The sequence below is a fragment of the Brevibacillus parabrevis genome, assembly GCF_003710905.1.
GTDB classification, from domain to species: Bacteria; Bacillota; Bacilli; order Brevibacillales; family Brevibacillaceae; genus Brevibacillus; species Brevibacillus parabrevis.
Map to the genome: position 1 here is coordinate 1 of NZ_RHHV01000011.1, position 17,255 is coordinate 17,255.

The 17,255-nt window shown below is 53.1% G+C and carries 16 protein-coding genes and 12 tRNA genes; 25 read left to right on the forward strand and 3 right to left on the reverse strand.

The genetic code is table 11. The features are described 5' to 3' along the window. Nucleotides 1-30: 30 nt before the first annotated feature. From EDM60_RS15245 to EDM60_RS15300, 12 genes are all read left to right on the forward strand, one after another. Nucleotides 31-106: transfer RNA gene (locus EDM60_RS15245), tRNA-Val, on the forward strand. Nucleotides 107-181: 75 nt separating this feature from the next. Further along, nucleotides 182-258, forward strand: a tRNA-Met gene (locus tag EDM60_RS15250). Between the two features lie 62 nt (nt 259-320). After that, nucleotides 321-397: transfer RNA gene (locus EDM60_RS15255), tRNA-Asp, on the forward strand. 99 nt (nt 398-496) lie between these two features. Continuing rightward, nucleotides 497-572: transfer RNA gene (locus tag EDM60_RS15260), tRNA-Thr, on the forward strand. A gap of 6 nt (nt 573-578) precedes the next feature. Beyond that, nucleotides 579-663, forward strand: a tRNA-Tyr gene (locus EDM60_RS15265). A 6-nt stretch (nt 664-669) separates the two neighbouring features. Next, nucleotides 670-745, forward strand: a tRNA-Lys gene (locus EDM60_RS15270). Nucleotides 746-764: 19 nt separating this feature from the next. Continuing rightward, nucleotides 765-851 (forward strand) — tRNA-Leu (locus tag EDM60_RS15275). An 18-nt stretch (nt 852-869) separates the two neighbouring features. Beyond that, nucleotides 870-945: transfer RNA gene (locus tag EDM60_RS15280), tRNA-Gly, on the forward strand. 150 nt (nt 946-1,095) lie between these two features. Beyond that, nucleotides 1,096-1,169, forward strand: a tRNA-Arg gene (locus EDM60_RS15285). Nucleotides 1,170-1,205: 36 nt separating this feature from the next. After that, a tRNA-Pro gene (locus tag EDM60_RS15290) sits at nt 1,206-1,282 on the forward strand. A gap of 28 nt (nt 1,283-1,310) precedes the next feature. After that, nucleotides 1,311-1,398 (forward strand) — tRNA-Leu (locus EDM60_RS15295). Between the two features lie 12 nt (nt 1,399-1,410). Next, a tRNA-Gly gene (locus EDM60_RS15300) sits at nt 1,411-1,484 on the forward strand. Between the two features lie 435 nt (nt 1,485-1,919). On the opposite strand, the gene EDM60_RS15305 is transcribed toward EDM60_RS15300, so the two are convergent. Continuing rightward, nucleotides 1,920-3,089: a sensor histidine kinase gene (locus EDM60_RS15305; RefSeq protein WP_122964759.1), complete on the reverse strand. Its 1,170-nt coding sequence runs from the start codon at nt 3,087-3,089 to the stop codon at nt 1,920-1,922. Between the two features lie 215 nt (nt 3,090-3,304). Between EDM60_RS15305 and EDM60_RS15310 the strand changes: the two genes are divergently transcribed. From EDM60_RS15310 to ytfJ, 13 genes are all read left to right on the forward strand, one after another. Further along, nucleotides 3,305-3,955: a TerC family protein gene (locus tag EDM60_RS15310; protein ID WP_122964760.1), complete on the forward strand. Its 651-nt coding sequence runs from the start codon at nt 3,305-3,307 to the stop codon at nt 3,953-3,955. Nucleotides 3,956-4,025: 70 nt separating this feature from the next. Further along, nucleotides 4,026-4,610 carry a YkoP family protein gene (locus EDM60_RS15315; protein WP_122964840.1) on the forward strand — a complete coding sequence of 195 codons (585 nt, stop codon included), beginning with the start codon at nt 4,026-4,028 and terminating at the stop codon, nt 4,608-4,610. Further along, entirely contained in the window at nt 4,610-5,764 is a 1,155-nt protein-coding gene (locus EDM60_RS15320) for an MGDG synthase family glycosyltransferase (RefSeq protein WP_122964761.1), read from the forward strand. Before EDM60_RS15315 ends, EDM60_RS15320 begins: the two co-directional genes overlap by 1 nt. A 54-nt stretch (nt 5,765-5,818) precedes the next feature. Next, a complete protein-coding gene (locus tag EDM60_RS15325) occupies nt 5,819-6,019 on the forward strand; it encodes an alpha/beta-type small acid-soluble spore protein (protein WP_063230695.1) in 201 nt (66 codons plus the stop codon). A 157-nt stretch (nt 6,020-6,176) separates the two neighbouring features. After that, nucleotides 6,177-6,383, forward strand: a complete 207-nt coding sequence (locus EDM60_RS15330; RefSeq protein WP_063230694.1) for a DUF1657 domain-containing protein — start codon at nt 6,177-6,179, stop codon at nt 6,381-6,383. A gap of 78 nt (nt 6,384-6,461) precedes the next feature. Next, complete coding sequence (locus EDM60_RS15335; RefSeq protein WP_122964762.1) at nt 6,462-7,322, forward strand: DUF421 domain-containing protein; 861 nt, start codon at nt 6,462-6,464, stop codon at nt 7,320-7,322. A gap of 17 nt (nt 7,323-7,339) precedes the next feature. Continuing rightward, complete coding sequence (gene spoVAC / locus EDM60_RS15340) at nt 7,340-7,813, forward strand: stage V sporulation protein AC (protein WP_063230692.1); 474 nt, start codon at nt 7,340-7,342, stop codon at nt 7,811-7,813. 3 nt (nt 7,814-7,816) lie between these two features. Beyond that, nucleotides 7,817-8,821, forward strand: coding sequence for a stage V sporulation protein AD (gene spoVAD, locus EDM60_RS15345; RefSeq protein ID WP_122964763.1), 1,005 nt, complete (start codon nt 7,817-7,819; stop codon nt 8,819-8,821). Nucleotides 8,822-8,837: 16 nt separating this feature from the next. Next, nucleotides 8,838-9,188 carry a stage V sporulation protein AE gene (spoVAE, locus tag EDM60_RS15350; RefSeq protein WP_122964764.1) on the forward strand — a complete coding sequence of 117 codons (351 nt, stop codon included), beginning with the start codon at nt 8,838-8,840 and terminating at the stop codon, nt 9,186-9,188. 101 nt (nt 9,189-9,289) lie between these two features. Next, nucleotides 9,290-9,937 carry a spore cortex-lytic enzyme gene (sleB, locus tag EDM60_RS15355; RefSeq protein ID WP_122964765.1) on the forward strand — a complete coding sequence of 216 codons (648 nt, stop codon included), beginning with the start codon at nt 9,290-9,292 and terminating at the stop codon, nt 9,935-9,937. 204 nt (nt 9,938-10,141) lie between these two features. Beyond that, nucleotides 10,142-11,113, forward strand: coding sequence for an S-layer homology domain-containing protein (locus EDM60_RS15360; protein ID WP_122964841.1), 972 nt, complete (start codon nt 10,142-10,144; stop codon nt 11,111-11,113). Nucleotides 11,114-11,178: 65 nt separating this feature from the next. Continuing rightward, a complete protein-coding gene (locus EDM60_RS15365; RefSeq protein WP_122964766.1) occupies nt 11,179-11,844 on the forward strand; it encodes a DUF2953 domain-containing protein in 666 nt (221 codons plus the stop codon). Nucleotides 11,845-11,959: 115 nt separating this feature from the next. Then, nucleotides 11,960-12,418, forward strand: coding sequence for a GerW family sporulation protein (gene ytfJ, locus EDM60_RS15370; RefSeq protein WP_063230686.1), 459 nt, complete (start codon nt 11,960-11,962; stop codon nt 12,416-12,418). Nucleotides 12,419-12,484: 66 nt separating this feature from the next. Here the strand turns inward: ytfJ and fliD are convergent, their stop codons facing one another. After that, nucleotides 12,485-13,735, reverse strand: coding sequence for a flagellar filament capping protein FliD (fliD, locus tag EDM60_RS15375; RefSeq protein ID WP_122964767.1), 1,251 nt, complete (start codon nt 13,733-13,735; stop codon nt 12,485-12,487). A 73-nt stretch (nt 13,736-13,808) separates the two neighbouring features. Beyond that, nucleotides 13,809-17,255 carry a pyruvate carboxylase gene (gene pyc / locus EDM60_RS15380; RefSeq protein WP_122964768.1) on the reverse strand — a complete coding sequence of 1,149 codons (3,447 nt, stop codon included), beginning with the start codon at nt 17,253-17,255 and terminating at the stop codon, nt 13,809-13,811.

Sequence of the window (17,255 nt, forward strand, 5' to 3'; positions counted from 1 at the left end):
ACGCAATCTCTTCACTTTGTGGGGGAGTACGGAGGCTTAGCTCAGCTGGGAGAGCATCTGCCTTACAAGCAGAGGGTCGGCGGTTCGATCCCGTCAGCCTCCACCATTTATAAATCAGCAGGACGGTCAGTTGAAACCCTCGCATTTTGTGGTGACACTGACACTTGGTTGTCCTAATCGTCGCGGGATGGAGCAGCTCGGTAGCTCGTCGGGCTCATAACCCGAAGGTCGCAGGTTCAAATCCTGCTCCCGCAACCAAATTTTCTCTTTGCCCAAGCGATCAACATTCGCACGCCTTACTGGGTTTGGACTAACAACATGGAGCTGTGGTGAAGTTGGAGTTCACGCCGGTCTGTCACACCGGAGGTCGCGGGTTCGAGTCCCGTCAGCTCCGCCATCTTTACAAGGTGGCCGTTTTCATGAAATGACAATATATTTTAATCAAACTAAAAAACATTGATCATTTTATGAAAGATATGCTATAATCAAATAGTATGCCGGTATAGCTCAATTGGTAGAGCACCTGACTTGTAATCAGGGGGTTGTGGGTTCAAGTCCTATTGCCGGCACCATTTACTGGGGAGATAGCGAAGTGGCTAAACGCGGCAGACTGTAAATCTGTTCCCTCCGGGTTCGGCGGTTCGAATCCGTCTCTCCCCACCAGTATTTGAGCCATTAGCTCAGTTGGTAGAGCATCTGACTTTTAATCAGAGGGTCGAAGGTTCGAGTCCTTCATGGCTCACCAGTTTTTACAAAATGGATAGGCGGTCGTGGCGGAATTGGCAGACGCGCTAGATTCAGGTTCTAGTGGTGGCAACACCGTGGAGGTTCAAGTCCTCTCGACCGCACCATATTTTCTTATCAAGCATGCGGACGTAGCTCAATTGGTAGAGCGTCGCCTTGCCAAGGCGAAGGTCGCGGGTTCGAGACCCGTCGTCCGCTCCATAGATGTTCTCGGGTCTCTCACCCGTTCCGGGTTTACCCTTGAAGAGCATCAATGAAGAGTGTCACGGGCACTTCAGATCTGGCTTGTCGGGCAGGAAATCGACGAAGCAGCGCCAGTAGAAGCGAGACCCGTCGTCCGCTTCATATCATGTGCCCTTAGCTCAGCTGGATAGAGCGTTTGACTACGAATCAAAAGGTCGGGAGTTCGAATCTCTCAGGGCACGCCTCTTTACCTTAAAAGGGAAGAGAAATAGCAAAGTCGGGAAGTAGCTCAGCTTGGTAGAGTACTTGGCTTGGGACCAAGGGGTCGCAGGTTCGAATCCTGTCTTCCCGACCATGATTTGCCTAACGATTCGTGAAAAGCTGCCGGGGTGGCGGAATGGGCAGACGCAACAGACTTAAAATCTGTCGGGAGTTTCTCCCGTACCGGTTCAAGTCCGGTCCTCGGCACCAAGTTCGTTCGATGCGGGTGTAGTTCAATGGTAGAACTCCAGCCTTCCAAGCTGGTCGCGTGGGTTCGATTCCCATCACCCGCTCCATATGTAAAAGCAGAGAGCCGTTTAGCTTTCTGCTTTTTTCGTTATTCTCCCATCGTCTCTATCCGCAAGCAAACGATCCAACAGAAAAAGACCTCGTGTGGCTGCGTCAGTCCAGCGTGCCAGAGGTCTTTTATTCGCGTAAGTATAAAAAACAAAAAGAAACAGAATCAGTCCGGGTTTCTTTCATCCGACGAGAGACGAATGAACGAAGCAGCAGGTTTAGTGCTTATGAACGTAAAAGCTTCAGAAAAACGATGTCGAAAGCTGTCTGACGGTTTCAGTGGTAGAAACATATGTTTTCGTGTACAGTAAGGCTAAGGTCGCTTACCGAACGTATAGGTAACGGATCTCTTGCATTGCCTCCTGATGACCAGGAGGCTTTTTTGTGTTCACAGAAGCGCGATTGACTTGACTATTATACTAACCCACCAGGATTCAGTTGGTCGCTTCCACAGGCTCTACAGCTTCTTCTACTGTTACGATCGGAAGCGATACGACGAAACGGGTGCGCTTCTCGTTGGAGTCGCAATGGATGGTGCCGTTGTGCTTCTCAATAATATTTTTACAGATGGACAAGCCAATGCCCGTCCCGTTTTGTTTGGTTGTAAAGAACGGTTGGAACAGAACCTCCACAATGTCGGGAGGAATCATTTCACCGTTGTTTTCCACACTTAAATAAAGCCAGCCATCCGAAGCAGTAGCGATAATGTGGACGTACTTGTCCGTTCGGTTTTGCACGGCGTCAATCGCATTGTTCAGCAAGTTGACGACAACCTGTTTCAAGCCTTCCTCATAACAAGCCAGAGAGCAGGGGTGGATTTGTTTTTCGAATCGTATGTTTTCTCCCAAAAGTCTCGGAGTAATCAGCGTTTCTACTTCAGCGAGCAGTTGCTCAACTTGGACAGTTTTGAAAATTTCATCGAGAATCGGTTTTTTGGAAAAGCTGAGAAAGCCGGTAATTTGCCGATGCAAGTTTTCAAATTCATGCATGACAACCTGAATGTACGTTTGCAATTGTGCCTGCTCCTGCGTCGACTCACTGATCAGTTTGAGAAAGCCTTCAATGGCACAGAGCGGATTGCGCAGCTCGTGAGCCATGTTGGCCGCGATTTTCCCCAGCATGGTCAGCTTGTCGTTGTGCAGGTAAGAAATCGTTTCTTCCTTTTGAACGAGCTCTTTGTTGATCATTTGCTCAAAATGATAGACAGCCCAAAAGACACTCTCGTCCATCGCTTTGCCCAGTTGCTTTTCCAGATAGTGCATGTCCTGAGGAGAGAGGGACCAATGTTGCAGTTCAGGCTGAAGCACACGCCAGAATACGTTTCGATACAACTGATACGTGCGCAAAATGGAGGAGAAGGGGAACTCCTGCGAACGCAGCCACTCTCCCATATCCAGTGCCCAGTTCTGCATGTCCTGGTCTACGTCTTCCACCAGATAACGGGCTAAGAGAACCGTTCGTTTCTCCGCAAAATCACGAGGAATTGTTACAGGGATTTCCATACTGCGAACAATTTCCTGCATCCATATCGTAGTAATTCTTGGAGCCAAGTCTAAAATTTTCCGTGAAACGTGCAATAAGTTAAGCGTCACAGTCTCCACCATCTCATTATCCACCCCACTAGAATCGTAAGGGAAAAAGGTAAGATTAGACAAGGTATAAATATCCCGATTTCGCGATAAAATGTTTTTTTGTGGAATTTTTTTGTTGACAAAATCCGCTGAAAACCGCCTTTTTTCGGAAAAATATTCAATCATAGGTCCGATTCTAGTCGCATAAAGTAGAATGGACAAACATTTCATGGACCAGGGAGGCAGGGATGGGAGAGCATTTTTGGCTGGGTCTGGTGCATATTTTCATGATTGATCTGGTACTGAGCAGCGACAATGCTGTCATCATAGGAATGGCCTGTCGGGGCTTGCCTTTACGGGAGCGAAGCCGTGCAATCATGTATGGAACGATTGGGGCTGTTGTATTGCGAATTGGCTTGACAGGCGTGATGACGTGGATGCTGGACATTCCGCTTGTAAAGGCGATCGGAGGGTTGCTGCTGCTCTGGATTGCCTGCAAGCTGATGCTGAGCAGCCACGACGAGACGACAGAGGTTGCGCACAATCAGACAATCGGCCAAGCGGTCAGAACGATTATATTAGCAGATTTTGTAATGAGTTTGGACAATGTTTTGGCGGTTGGCGGAGCCGCACATGGCGATATATGGCTGGTTTTGCTTGGACTGGGGATGAGCATCCCGCTGCTGATGTGGGGAAGCGTCTGGGTCGCGCGGCTGATGAACCGCTTCCCAGGTTTGGTCATCATCGGTGGCGGCGTGTTGGCGTTTACGGCTGTGGACATGTGTCTGGAAGACCCGTACGTGTGGAAATGGCTCAATCCGCTGATGTTGAATCACATGTGGCTTCCCGTGATTGCTGCCGCATTGATCATGCTGTGGGGGCGGATGAAAAGGGCCTGACCAGGTAATGAAAGGAAGCGGTAGTGGGGAATACTACAAAGTAAACATCGCTGGAAAGGAACCGTTGCATATGAACACAAATCTCTTGATGCTATGGGGATACTGGGATGAAATCTACCAACGGTGCACCAGACTTACCTATATTGAAAAAGGGAACAATATTTTTCGGGTCGTTCCCTTGCGTTATCGGGGTGAGTCTTTGCGTACGTCAGACGAGCGGATCATTCATGACGGCGATCTGATTTTGAAAATACATATTCACAACTACTACTTTGCCACTCTTTGCAGGGGCGTCAAAGACGAACTGAAAGTAGCCTTGTTATTGCGCAGGCATATTTTGCAATCCTTGCCGAGGCTGGCGGCTTTTCTGGAAGCGATGGAGGAACGGGAGCAAATCAAGGGAATCGTCGGCACAACCATGCTGCACAAAGGCGTGGCTCCTTTGGGCTTTTCCATTTCCGACGTACCGATGAGCTGGTTTTTCCGCTACAAGCGCTGGTATTTGCGACTGATGCTCAGAATCGTCCACCCGAACGGGAAAAAGCGCGTGCAGACGTGGAAGCAAGATATGCCGTTGAAGCGCGTCTACATGTCCAAGGAATTGCTCTTGGAGCGTTACGGCCAGAGCAAGCCAACGACAGGGGATGCCTTCTGATGGCCAAGCGCTTTTTGCTGGTCACGGAGGAATGGGCAGGCAGCGGACATCGAGTAGCGGCAGAGGCGATCCAGGAAGTATTGCAAAACATGGACGGCGCACAATCTGTGCGGGTGATCGGAGGCTTACAGACGGCCAGCCCGGGATTGCGGGTGCTGTCCCGTTTTTTTTATCTGAACATGCTGCGGTATGCGAAGCCGGTTTGGCACAAAATGTACGAGCAAGATGAGATGTGGGGAAGATCGTTATCCAAGCCACTGGGCTGGTGGCTCTCGACAAGGTTGCTCCAGCGTGTTTTGCGTGCGGAGCAGCCGGACGTCGTGGTGGCGACACATGCTTACTGCCTGTCGGCGCTCGCCTATGCCAAGCAAAAGGCGGACAAGCCTTTTCAACTGGTGAGCGTCCCTACTGACTTCCATGTCAACCGCTTCTGGATACACCCGCAAATTGACGCTTATATGGTAGCGCATGAGCAGATGGCGGAAAGGCTGACGCATCGCTATCGCATTTCCGCTGAAAAAGTGCATGTTTGCGGCATCCCGATTCGCCGTGCTTTCCATTATGCTGCGAGTAAGACCAAGTCGGATTGGAAAAGTCAGCTCGGCATTGCCGTCGATCGATTTACGGTGCTGATTGGCGGCGGCGAGGGCGGATACGGCCAGATGGAAGAAGTGATTCGCACATTGGCAGAGGAAGAGGAGCCGTTACAGATTGTCGTCATCACGGGCAAAAATGCAAGTTTGCAAAAGCGGCTGGAGACCGTGGTTTCGCCGTGGAGCGAGCGGCACCGTTTTGTCGTGAAAGGCTACGAGGAGCGCATGTGGCAATGGATCGGGGCGGCAGATGCGTATGTGACCAAGCCGGGAGGAATCACTTGTGCGGAGGCGCTCGCTTTGCGCACGCCGCTCATTTTGCATCAGCCGTTGCCAGGGCAGGAGCAGTACAATAGTGCGTTTCTTACAGAGCAGCAAGCGGCGATTCTCGCTCGCTCTCCGCAGGAGATTCGCGAAGTCATTCGGGGCTTGCGCGGCTCTGGGCGCGTGGGAGAGCTTGCCGCGCACATGGACAAGCTGCGGCGCCCGGAGGCAGCAGTTGAGATCGCACACGTCCTTTTTTCGCTGGAGTCTAAAATTGGAAACAAAAATCGCGAATGAACAAGGAAAACTTCACGCATATTAAACCTACCAACGACGAGGAGGTGATTACAGATGGCTAACAACAGATCCAGCAACAATCTGGTGGTTCCTCAAGCTAACCAAGCGCTGGACCAAATGAAGTACGAAATCGCTTCTGAATTCGGCGTTCAGCTTGGTCCGGACACCACTTCCCGTCAAAACGGTTCAGTTGGTGGCGAGATCACAAAACGTCTCGTTGCTTTCGCTGAACAACAATTGGCTGGCCGTGGCTAATTGCATAAGTGGATGAGGAGAGGCACCTGCGGGTGTCTTTCCTTTTTTATGAGGAAAAAGTCGATGAAATGGAAAAACGTTACAGCCGACAAACCAAACTTAACCGCATATTTCCGCGGTACTGGCTGATTCTATATGTGTTGGGAGGTGATTGGCTATGACAGTTGGAGCACAGGTAAAACAGGCTCTTGCCAGCCTGAAAGGGGCACAGGCAGATTTGGAGTCGTTCGCTCTTAGCACGCAGAACAAGCAAGCAAAGCAATTGTACACGGATGCAGCTGCGCAGACGCAAACGATTGTGGACAACTTGCAACAGCGTGTTACCGAGTTGGAGAACGAAGAGCCACAGTACAAAGGCTTCTAGCCATGCTGCAAAACAAGAGGGAGAGACGCTCTCTCTCTTGGCTTTTCTTCAAGGGTCAACGGTTGATGGAGGTGGAGCATGCCTGACTGGTTAAATATTTTGCTGCGTTCCATAGGAGCGTTGGCGTACTTGTTCCTTCTTACCAAAATTATTGGCAAGCGGCAAATCAAGCAGCTTACGTTCATTGAATACATCGTCGGGATTACGATTGGCTCGATTGCAGCCTTCATGGCAACGGAGATGGACGGGCCTGTTTTTCACAGTTTGATTTCCATGGGTGTGTTTGCGATTTTCCCCGTTTTGATGGAATGGGTATCGCTGAAAAGCAAGGTGATGCGCGACTTGTTCGAAGGCAAGTCAACCGTGCTGATCAAAGAAGGGAAAATCATGGAGGACAACCTGAAAAGGGAGCGGCTGACGGCAGAAGATTTAATGGAACAGCTTCGAATCAAAAATGTGTTTCGGGTGGCAGACGTCGAATTTGCGCTCATGGAGACAAACGGGGAACTGAGTGTACTGCTGAAGTCGGAAAACCAGCCTCTGACGGCTCAACAGTTGGAGCTGACGGTGCCGCCTGCAGAAGAAGGCCAGGTCGTCATCATGGATGGGGTGATCATGGACGAGCCGTTGGCAACGGCGGGCTACAACCGCAGATGGGTACGCACGCAGCTGCAAAAAGCGGGTGTGGCGCTGGAAAATGTGTTTCTCGCCCAGGTAGACAAAGGAGGCGAGCTGTACCTCGATCTGTATGACGACAAGATACAGGTTCCGGCTCCGCAGGCAACGAAGCTGACTTTTGCGACTCTGAAAAAATGCCAGGCTGATCTGGAGCTGTTTGCTCTCGGGACAAAAAACGAGACAGCCAAACAGACGTATCAGCGCGACGCCGAACAATTGCAGACGATCATCGACCAGGTCAAGCCATTTTTAATACGGTAAAAAGGAGTGAGAGAAGAATGGCCGATCAAAAAAAGAAGAATTTAACCCCCGTGCAGCAGGAGTATCAGCAGTTGGCGATGCGACATGAGCCGAAGCGACCTCTCGTGCGCAATTTTTTCCGCGCCTTTATCGTGGGCGGCGTCATCTGCCTGATTGGTCAGGGGATTACCGAGCTGTTCATCCGCTACTTTGACTTTACCGAGAAAACGGCGGGAAACCCGACTGTCGCGGTTCTGATTCTGCTCTCGGCGCTTTTGACGGGACTGGGCGTGTACGACCGGATCGCCCAATGGGCCGGGGCGGGCACCAGTGTTCCGGTGACCGGATTTGCCAACTCGATTACCTCAGCCGCCATTGAGCACCGCAGCGAAGGATTGGTGCTTGGGGTAGGGGGAAACATGTTCAAGCTCGCAGGTTCTGTGATTGTGTTTGGTGTTGCTGCCGCATTTGTCATCGGCTTGATTAAAACATTGATTACGATGGGAGGGTGACACATGCGCCAGGGTCATCAGTCGTGGGTGTTTCCTTCCAGGCCGGTCATTCTCGGCCACGCTGCCATCGGCGGGCCATTTGAGGCTCAGGGGCCGTTGGCCGAGGATTTTGATACGCTGCACGGAGACTTGATGATAGGACAGGAGAGCTGGGAGAAGGCGGAGAAAGTGCTGCTGGAAGAGGCGTGCTCCAAAGCGATCGAAAAGGCGAATCTGACGAAGGAGCAGATCAACTTTTTACTGGCGGGCGATCTGATGAACCAGATCATCTCGGCAAGCTTTTCCGCAAGGACGTTGGCGATTCCGTTTCTCGGGATTTTCGGGGCTTGCTCGACAGCGATGGAAGGCTTGGCGCTCGCTGCGCAACTGGTAGACAGCCAATCTGCGGATTGCGTGCTTGCGGCAACCTCCAGCCATAATGGAGCGGCGGAGAAGCAGTATCGGTACCCGACAGAGTACGGCTCGCAGAAGCCGCCTACGGCACAGTGGACCGTTACCGGAGCGGGAGCAGCAGTCGTCGGCAAGCAAGGCCAGGGGCTGCACATTGCAGGGGCGACGATTGGACGGGTTGTAGACATGGGGATGACTGACCCGTTCAACATGGGGGCAGCCATGGCTCCGGCAGCGCTGACGACGATCGAATCGCATTTTCGTGACTTTCAGTTGCCACACGACTATTACGATCTGGTCGTGACGGGTGACTTGGGAAAAGTCGGCCACGCGATTTTGTCGGAATTGCTGCCGAAGCATAATGTCATGCTTCCGCTGCAACGCTACGTCGATTGCGGGAAGCTGATCTACGGCGACAATCCGAACGTCTGGTCGGGCGGGAGCGGATGTGGCTGCATTGCGACGGTCACCTACGGACATTTGCTGCGGAGAATGAAGGCAGGCGAATGGAAGCGGATGCTGCTGGTTGCCACAGGTGCGCTGTTATCGCCTATTTCGTACCAGCAAGGAGAGAGCATCCCGTGTATCGCGCACGCAGTAGCCATAGAGTCCGAGTAACCTGGAGAGTGATAGCATGACGTTTTTATGGGCATTTCTCGTAGGCGGGATCATCTGTGTCATCGGGCAATTCCTCATGGATGTGGTCAAGCTGACTCCCGCCCATACGATGTCGTCCCTCGTTGTCGCAGGTGCCGTCTTGGATGGCTTCGGGTTGTATGAGCCACTGGTTCAGTTCGCGGGAGCAGGTGCGACCGTCCCGATTACGAGCTTTGGCAACGCGCTCGTTCACGGGGCGATGGCCGAAGCGGAGCAGCATGGGGTGATCGGCGTTGTGACCGGCATTTTTGAGGTGACCAGTGCAGGGATATCCGCTGCCATTGTGTTTGGCTTTTTGATGGCGCTTATCTTCCGGCCCAAAGGATAAAGTCGGCAAAAGCGAGTCAGATGTTACCTCTGTTGCCAAAATGCTTGAATTGAACCTACTTTCGCCAGCGGGTAGAATGGTGGCGTTAGGAGGGGATGTTCATGTCATGGCAGAAAAAAACATTGACGACCCTGCTCGCGGCGATGCTTGCCGTCGCGTTTGTCTTCCCTGCCGAATCTTACGCGGCATCGCTTGTAAAGCGCGGCAGCGAGAGCGGGGATGTGTGGGACTTGCAGTATCGCCTGCAAATATTGGGGTACTATCAGGACAAGCTGGATGGCAGTTTTGGGGCGAACACGGCTCAGGCGGTGCGCCAGTTTCAAAAAGCATACGGTCTGCCAGCCGATGGGATCGCTGGTGAAAATACATGGCGTTCACTAAAAAAAGTGTCGGTCAATCAGAACGAGATGCAAATGCTCGCTCAGCTCGTCTATTCGGAAGCGCGGGGCGAAAGCTTCAAGGGGCAAGTAGCGGTTGCGGCCGTCGCCCTGAATCGTCTTCAGTCCAAAGACTTCCCGAATACGCTCAAGGGCGTCATTTTCGAGCCGTACGCTTTTACCGCAGTCGATGATGGACAGTACTGGTTGAGCCCCAACAAGACGGCTTACCGGGCAGCGTGGGAAGCAGTGCGGGGCTGGGACCCAACCAATGGTGCCCTCTATTACTTCAACCCGGCGACCGCCACGTCCAAATGGATTTGGTCGCGTCCGCAAGTGGTGCAAATCGGCAAGCACATTTTTGCCAAGTGACGAAGAGAAGCGACGTAACAGACTCTTGTTTTTCCGCGACAGCCAGCGGAAAGCAAGAGTCTTTTTTCCTGAAAAGCCCCAATGCGCGTCGTTCGCGCCTGGCGGGAAGGGACAGGAAACTGGGAAGAATTGTCCCTTGTTTTCACGAAATGTTTCGATAAAATGAAACGAAACGGCTTCGAATCTTTTTTCTGGAGGATGATGATGAGGAAACAGATGATCCTGGCCTCGCTGGCAGCCTTGCTGGTCATTGGCGCGCCGGTTGCAGAGGCAAAGACAAACGAGACGAGCAGTACACCGTACACAGACATTGCAGAGCATTGGGCCAAAAAGGAAATTGAAACATTATACATAGCGGGAGTCATTGGCGATACCGAGTCGTTTCGGCCAGATGATCCGATTACGCGCGGGGAACTGGTAACGATGTTTGTCAAGGCAAAAGGGATAGAGCCAGGCACAGCGAGCCAGTCGCCGTTTGCTGACATTCCGTCAGACAGTTGGATGGCACCATATGCGGAAACTGCCTATCGCCTTGGAATCGTCCATGGCACCAAACAAGGAAGCCAAGTATTTTTGAAACCGGAGGAGCTTGTTACGAGAGAGGAGCTTGCTTCGATTTTGATTCGAACGATGGGCGATAGCGGTGTCGTCAATCAGCTCAAATGGTCGACGACGGTTCAGACGTTGGCCAAATACCCGGATGGGCGCAGCGTGGATGAAGGTTACCAGCGTCCGCTCGTGTACGCCTTGGAAAAAGGCTTGATGGGCGCCTATGGCGACGGTACGCTGAAGCCGAAAAACCGGATGACGAGAGCGGAAGCAGCCACGTATGCGGCCGTGCACCTCGTCAGCGGCCAAGCTTCCAAAAGCGGGCAGCAGCTGTTCAACGGGACGGCCTACAAGCAGGCGCTGACCGTGCAGACGACCGCCTACAGCAACCCGAACCAGCCGATCCTGTCGTATTTGGAGTATCCGCTCCGTGAAGGTGTCGTCGCTGTCGATCCGTCCGTCATTCCGCTCGGCAGCCATCTGTACATCGATGGTTACGGCTACGCAGTTGCCGCAGACATTGGCGGTGCCGTTAAGCAGCGTCACGTCGACTTGTATTTGCCGACCTTGCAGGAAGCCGAAAACTACGGCATGAAGCAGGGCGTCAAAGTATACGTGCTGGATTAACATATCGTCACGGACATATTTCCTGCTCTTTCCACTCATACTAACGTGGAAAGGGTGGGATTTTTTTGTGGGCCTGGGTATTTCTCGGATTGCTTGTCTTATTGCTGCTGCTTGTGATGACCCCAGTAAAAATCAGTTGCTATTATCATCGAAAAGAGGAAGACGATCAACTGGAAGTGGAGCTTGAGGCGTGGCATGGCCTTTTTTCCCGAAAATACGAGTTGCCGATTTTGCTGTTCAAAGTGTCCCCGGCAGGCCCGGAGCTGGTGGCAAAGGTGGAGACGATCGAGCAAGGAAGCAAGGTGCAGGAAAAAATCAAAGACTTTACCCGCCGCCAAGTAAAAAGATGGTATCACAACTATCGGGAGCTGGTCGATCGCGTACGGGATTTGCTGCCGCTGATCCGCGACTTGTGCAAGCAGATTCACTGCACCAAGCTGGAATGGCATACGTTGCTCGGCACAGGGCAGGCTGCGGAAACAGGAGCCATCACCGGAGTGATCTGGGGCGTGAAAAGCTTGATTGTCGGGGTGTTGTCACACTCGATCTCGCTGCGGACGATGCCTGCGATGAGCGTCCAGCCCGTGTGGAATGATGCGGTGATCCAGACAACGTTTCGCTGTGTCTTTCGCTTTTACTTGGGGCACTTTCTGTTTTCGCTGCTGAAAATTGCCTGGCGGATCAGGAAAACAGGCCAGCGCAAATGGCATACAAGCCCATCGCAAGCATGAACCAGCACAAAAAAACGTGACGCTTTCCGTCATGTAGCCGCGTTCCTGTACATGCTCTGAAATTGTTGGGGGAATGTTAATAGATGAGACATGCAGGAAGGAGGAGCAGCTTACTATGGCAGACCACCCGATTCAGGGCCTCATGAGAACAGCGATGGAAAATCTCAAGCAAATGGTGGACGTGAACACGATTATTGGCGATCCTGTCGAGACGCCGGATGGCAGTGTGATTCTCCCTATCTCCAAAGTGGGATTCGGCTTTGCTGCTGGGGGTAGCGAATTTCACTACGACCAGCATCACCAGGGAATCGATGGACATCCGTTTGGCGGCGGTAGCGGGGGCGGTGTCTCGATTACACCCGTGGCCTTTTTGGTCGTCGGAAAACAAGGAATACGCTCCATACCGCTAGAAAATACGACGCATCTGTACGATCGGATTCTCGACTCCGTTCCGCAGTTTGTGGACAAGATGCAGTCGCTTTTTAAAAAGCACGACGAGATGCCTGTTCAGTCCCATCCGGGAAGGAAGAGGGTAGACGATCACGACTTGGAAGAGTTGATGGACCGGGGTTAAAAAATGAAAACAGGTATGCGCCTATTACGGGGCATACCTGTTTTTTGCTTTCATCAGCACACTTCTCTACCACAATTGGTTGAGGAACAAGCCTGTTTGCGCCACGTAGCGGTAGTTCATTCCCGAAGCGGAAGTGTTGTAGTACGGATTGGCCGAGGTTGCGGCTGCGTAGGCTTGGGAGAACGAGCCAAACGGCTTGCTCTGCACCTTGACGACCTCTTCGCGAATCGCGCGGGAGAGGCGAGTCATTTCGTCGACAAAGCCGGAAACATGCGCAGAAGTGGCTTCACGCCAAACTTGCTCATCGAAGGACAACAATCCATCTTTGCGAAAGCCAAGCCCGTAACGGTCGAGTGTTCCTCTGGACGCTCGGGTTACGTGTGCGAACGGATCAAGCTTTTGCGATGACAAGGCAGATGCCTGCTCTGTCAAAAAGTCGTGCAACTGGTTGTAGCGGTTGACGAACGCGTGCGTCTTTTGCAAAAGCCGATCGTAGTCAGGCGCAATCTCGACGACAATGTCTGTAGCTGTTGTCTGAAGCATGGAGACTTGTACGGCATCGTTCGTGAGCCAAACGTGGTTGGAGGGGCTTGAATCCCGCCTTCCATTCCACACAAACACAGCGTCAGCGGCGCTTGTCGTCGCGCGGTCAAGGCCGAGCACACGGATGGTATTTCCGGTCACATCCTGCAAGTCAAAAGACTCGTCGGCTCCTGTTTTGCGTGAAGACACGCTCAACGCCAGATACTGCCCTTCGTATTTCTGGCGGACATCTACAGGAAGCGAGCTGTTGCGCAGTGCTTCCGCAGCGGAACGCAGGCTGTCTGCGTGAGTGTCATTGCCATGCGAATAATAGGAAAAGAACTCCTCTTGCTCCCCCTGCCGCAGGCTAAACTGCTGCGGGCCTTCTGTGACAAGCGTCGGGAAGTCATCCGGCAATGCTGTGCCTGTGTTGGTCTGTCCGCTCGCCAAGGAGCCGATGGACAGACGGTGCGTGCCGTTCGTTGCTCGCGGACCGGGTTTGACAGCTGCCGCCTCCGGTTGAGAGGAGACGACAGCGCGCTGATTGATGGCACTTTCCGGTCGCGCGGGGTCAAACTCTTGGGCAGCTTGATCCAGGTCAGCAAAACAGCGGTACAGGCGGGACAAGGAATCGGAGAGATCAGCCTTCCACTGTTGCTGCCGGGTATAGTAAGGCTGCAGACTATATCCGAAAATCGGCTCGACAGGAGAGCTGAGCTTCGCCTGAACCATTTGAAAATGATAGCGGCCGACTCGGGAGCTGTAAGGAATTTGGCTGACTCGGTCCAATTTCAAGTCGATCACCTCACCACGAACAATTGGATTTCGATGGAAACCATCGTCTGTTACTCTCCATTATAGACGATGACTACTCCATTTCAATGAGCAGATCGCCAGTTTCGATCGCTTCGCCCGCTTTTACGTAAACGGCTTTGACTTTTCCGTCCTGCGGTGCCTGGATGGTCGTCTCCATTTTCATCGCTTCGCTGACGAGAAGGTGTTCGCCTTTGCGGACTTTGTCGCCCTCCGCCACGAGTACCTTCAATACTTTGCCTGGCATGGAAGCACCGAGGTGAGCGGAATTTTGCGAGTCTGCTTTTCTGCGGATCGTCTCCGAGACTTTTGCCGACTGATCGCGGACGAAGATTTCCCGCGGCTGACCGTTCAGCTCGAAGTAAATGATGCGGCGGCCATCCGGATGAAGCTCGCCGACAGCAACCAGCTTGATGATCAACGTTTTTCCACGCTCAATCGTAATCGCGGTTTCCTCGCCAGGACGTAGGCCGTAGAAGAACGTCGACGTGTTCAGGACAGACAGATCGCCGTATTCTTTCAGGCGCTGGTCAAATTGCAAGTAAACCTGCGGATACATGATGTACGAGAGCACATCCAACTCGCTCGGCTCGCGGCCGATTTTTTCTGCCAGCTCCGATGTCACCTGGGCGAAGTCGATCGGCGCAAGCAACTCTCCAGGACGAGCTGTAAAGGCATCGCGGCCTTTCAGCACGAGTTCTTGCAGCTTTTTCGGGAAGCCGCCTGGCGGTTGACCCAGATAGCCTTGGAAAAACTGAATGACGGAATCAGGGAAGTCGAGGCGTTCGCCTTTCTCCCAAATATTTTCTTCGTTCAGGTTGTTTTGCACCATGAACAAGGCCAGATCGCCGACGACTTTCGAAGACGGAGTGACTTTGACGATATCCCCGCACATTTGGTTGACGACGGCGTACATGTGCTTGACTTCGTCCCAACGGCCTTCCAAGCCGACAGCTTTTGCCTGCTGCTCCAGATTGGTGTACTGACCGCCTGGCATTTCATGCACGTATACTTCGGTATTGCTCGCTTTCATGCCGCTTTCAAAGCCTTGGTAGTACGGTCTGACATCTTCCCAGTAATCGGACAGCTTGTTGAACGAATCAAGCGACAAACCCGTCTCGCGTTCGGTATGGGCGAGGCTCGCGATCAATCCGTTGAGGCTTGGCTGCGAGGTCAAGCCCGACATGGAGCTGACGCACGCGTCGACGATATCGACTCCTGCTTCGACGGCTTTGAGCAGCATGGCCGCACCGTTGCCAGACGTATCGTGCGTGTGCAGGTGAATCGGAATGCCGATTTCCTGTTTCAAGGCGCGAACCAGCTCGTAAGCGGCGTAAGGCTTCAGCAATCCGGCCATATCCTTGATCGCCAAAATGTGCGCGCCTGCTTTTTCCAGTTCTTTCGCCAGGTTGACGTAGTAGGACAGCGTGTATTTCGTTTTGCTCGGGTCGAGGATGTCGCCTGTGTAGCAAATCGCCGCTTCCGCCACCTTGCCTGTTTCGCGCACGGCGTCGATGGCCGTCTGCATGCCTGGCAGCCAGTTCAGGCTGTCGAAGATGCGGAAGACATCAATGCCGTTTTCCGCCGAAGCCTTGACGAACGCATGGATGACGTTGTCCGGGTAGTTCGTGTAGCCAACCCCGTTTGCCCCGCGCAAAAGCATCTGGAACAGCACATTCGGGATGCGCTGGCGCAAAATCTGCAGCCGCTCCCAAGGCGATTCCTGCAAAAAGCGCATGGAGGTGTCAAACGTAGCGCCGCCCCACATTTCCAAAGAGAACAGTCCCGAGCCAAGCTTGCCCGTCGCTTCGGCAATCGACGCGAGGTCGTACGTGCGCACGCGCGTGGCAAACAGCGACTGGTGGGCATCGCGGAATGTCGTATCGGTTACGAGCACCTGCTTTTGCTCCTGAATCCAGCGAACCAGGCCATCCGCTCCGTCTTTGTCCAAAATTTGCTTCGTTCCATCCGGGTACGGTTGGGTAAACGGTGTGCGCGGAATGCGCGGCGAGTCAAAGTGCGGCTTTTTGTCCGGCTTTGCCATGCCCGGATAGCCGTTGACAATCGTATTGCCGATGTACGATAGTAATTTGGAACCCCTGTCCTGACGGCCGGGGAACACGAACAGTTCCGGTTTTGTATCAATGAAGGAGGTGTCGTAGTTGCCGCTGAGGAAATCAGGGTGTGTGACGACATTCTCCAGGAAAGGCAAGTTGGTTTTCACACCGCGGATGCGGAACTCCCGCAGCGTACGCAGCATTTTGCGCGCAGCTTGATCAAAGCTGGTTCCGTACGTGGAGATTTTCACCAGCAAAGAGTCGTAGAACGGCGTAATAATCGCGCCAGGGTAGCCGTTTCCGCCGTCGAGCCGGACGCCGAAGCCGCCGCCGGAACGCCAGGCTGACAGACGGCCCGCGTCTGGCAGGAAGTTGTTTTCTGCATCTTCTGTCGTTACGCGACACTGGATCGCATAGCCGCTCATTTGAATCTGGGACTGCGAGGCGATCCCGATTTCCGGATCGGAGAGGGCGTGTCCTTCCGCGACGCGAATTTGCGACTGCACGATATCGATGCCGGTAATCAGCTCGGTGATCGTATGTTCCACTTGAATCCGCGGATTGACTTCAATAAAATAAAAGCGCTTGTCCGGCGTGAGCAAAAACTCGACCGTCCCTGCGTTGGAATAGCCAGCTTTTTTCATCAGGGTGAGAGCTGCCTGGCAAATTTCTTCGCGCAGGCTATCGTCGAGAGAAAGGCTTGGCGCCACTTCGACCACTTTTTGATGGCGTCGTTGCACCGAGCAATCGCGTTCGAACAAGTGCACGATGTTTCCGTGGTTGTCGCCGAGAATTTGCACTTCGATATGCTTTGGCTGCTCCAGATAGCGCTCCAGGTATACTTTGGCGTTGCCGAAGGAGGAACGCGCTTCTGAACGGGCGCGATCAAGCGAGTCTTGCAGCTCGTCCTGGCTGCGGACGATGCGCATCCCGCGACCGCCACCGCCGGAGACGCCTTTGATGATGATCGGATAGCCGTATTCCTTGGCGAACAGCAGGGCCTCCTGCAAAGTCTCAATCGGCTCCGGCGTGCCTGGAATGACCGGGATTTGTGCTTCGATGGCAAGCTTTCTCGCTTCGACCTTGTCGCCGAATTTCTCGATCAACTCGGAAGAAGGACCGATGAAAATAATTCCTTCCTCCTGGCAGCGTTTGGCGAAATCGGCGTTTTCGGCGAGGAATCCATAGCCGGGGTGGATCGCATCGATATCGTTGCGCTTGGCGATCTCGATGATGCTGTCGATGTCCAGGTAAGCTTCGATCGGGCCTTTTCCGGCACCGACCAAATAGGACTCGTCCGCTTTGAAACGATGAATCGAGACGTTGTCTTGCTCAGAGTAAATCGCTACAGTACGGATGCCCAGCTCGGTAGCCGCACGGAAAATGCGAATCGCAATTTCTCCGCGGTTTGCTACCAGCAGCCGATTAATCTTTCTCTTTTCCAA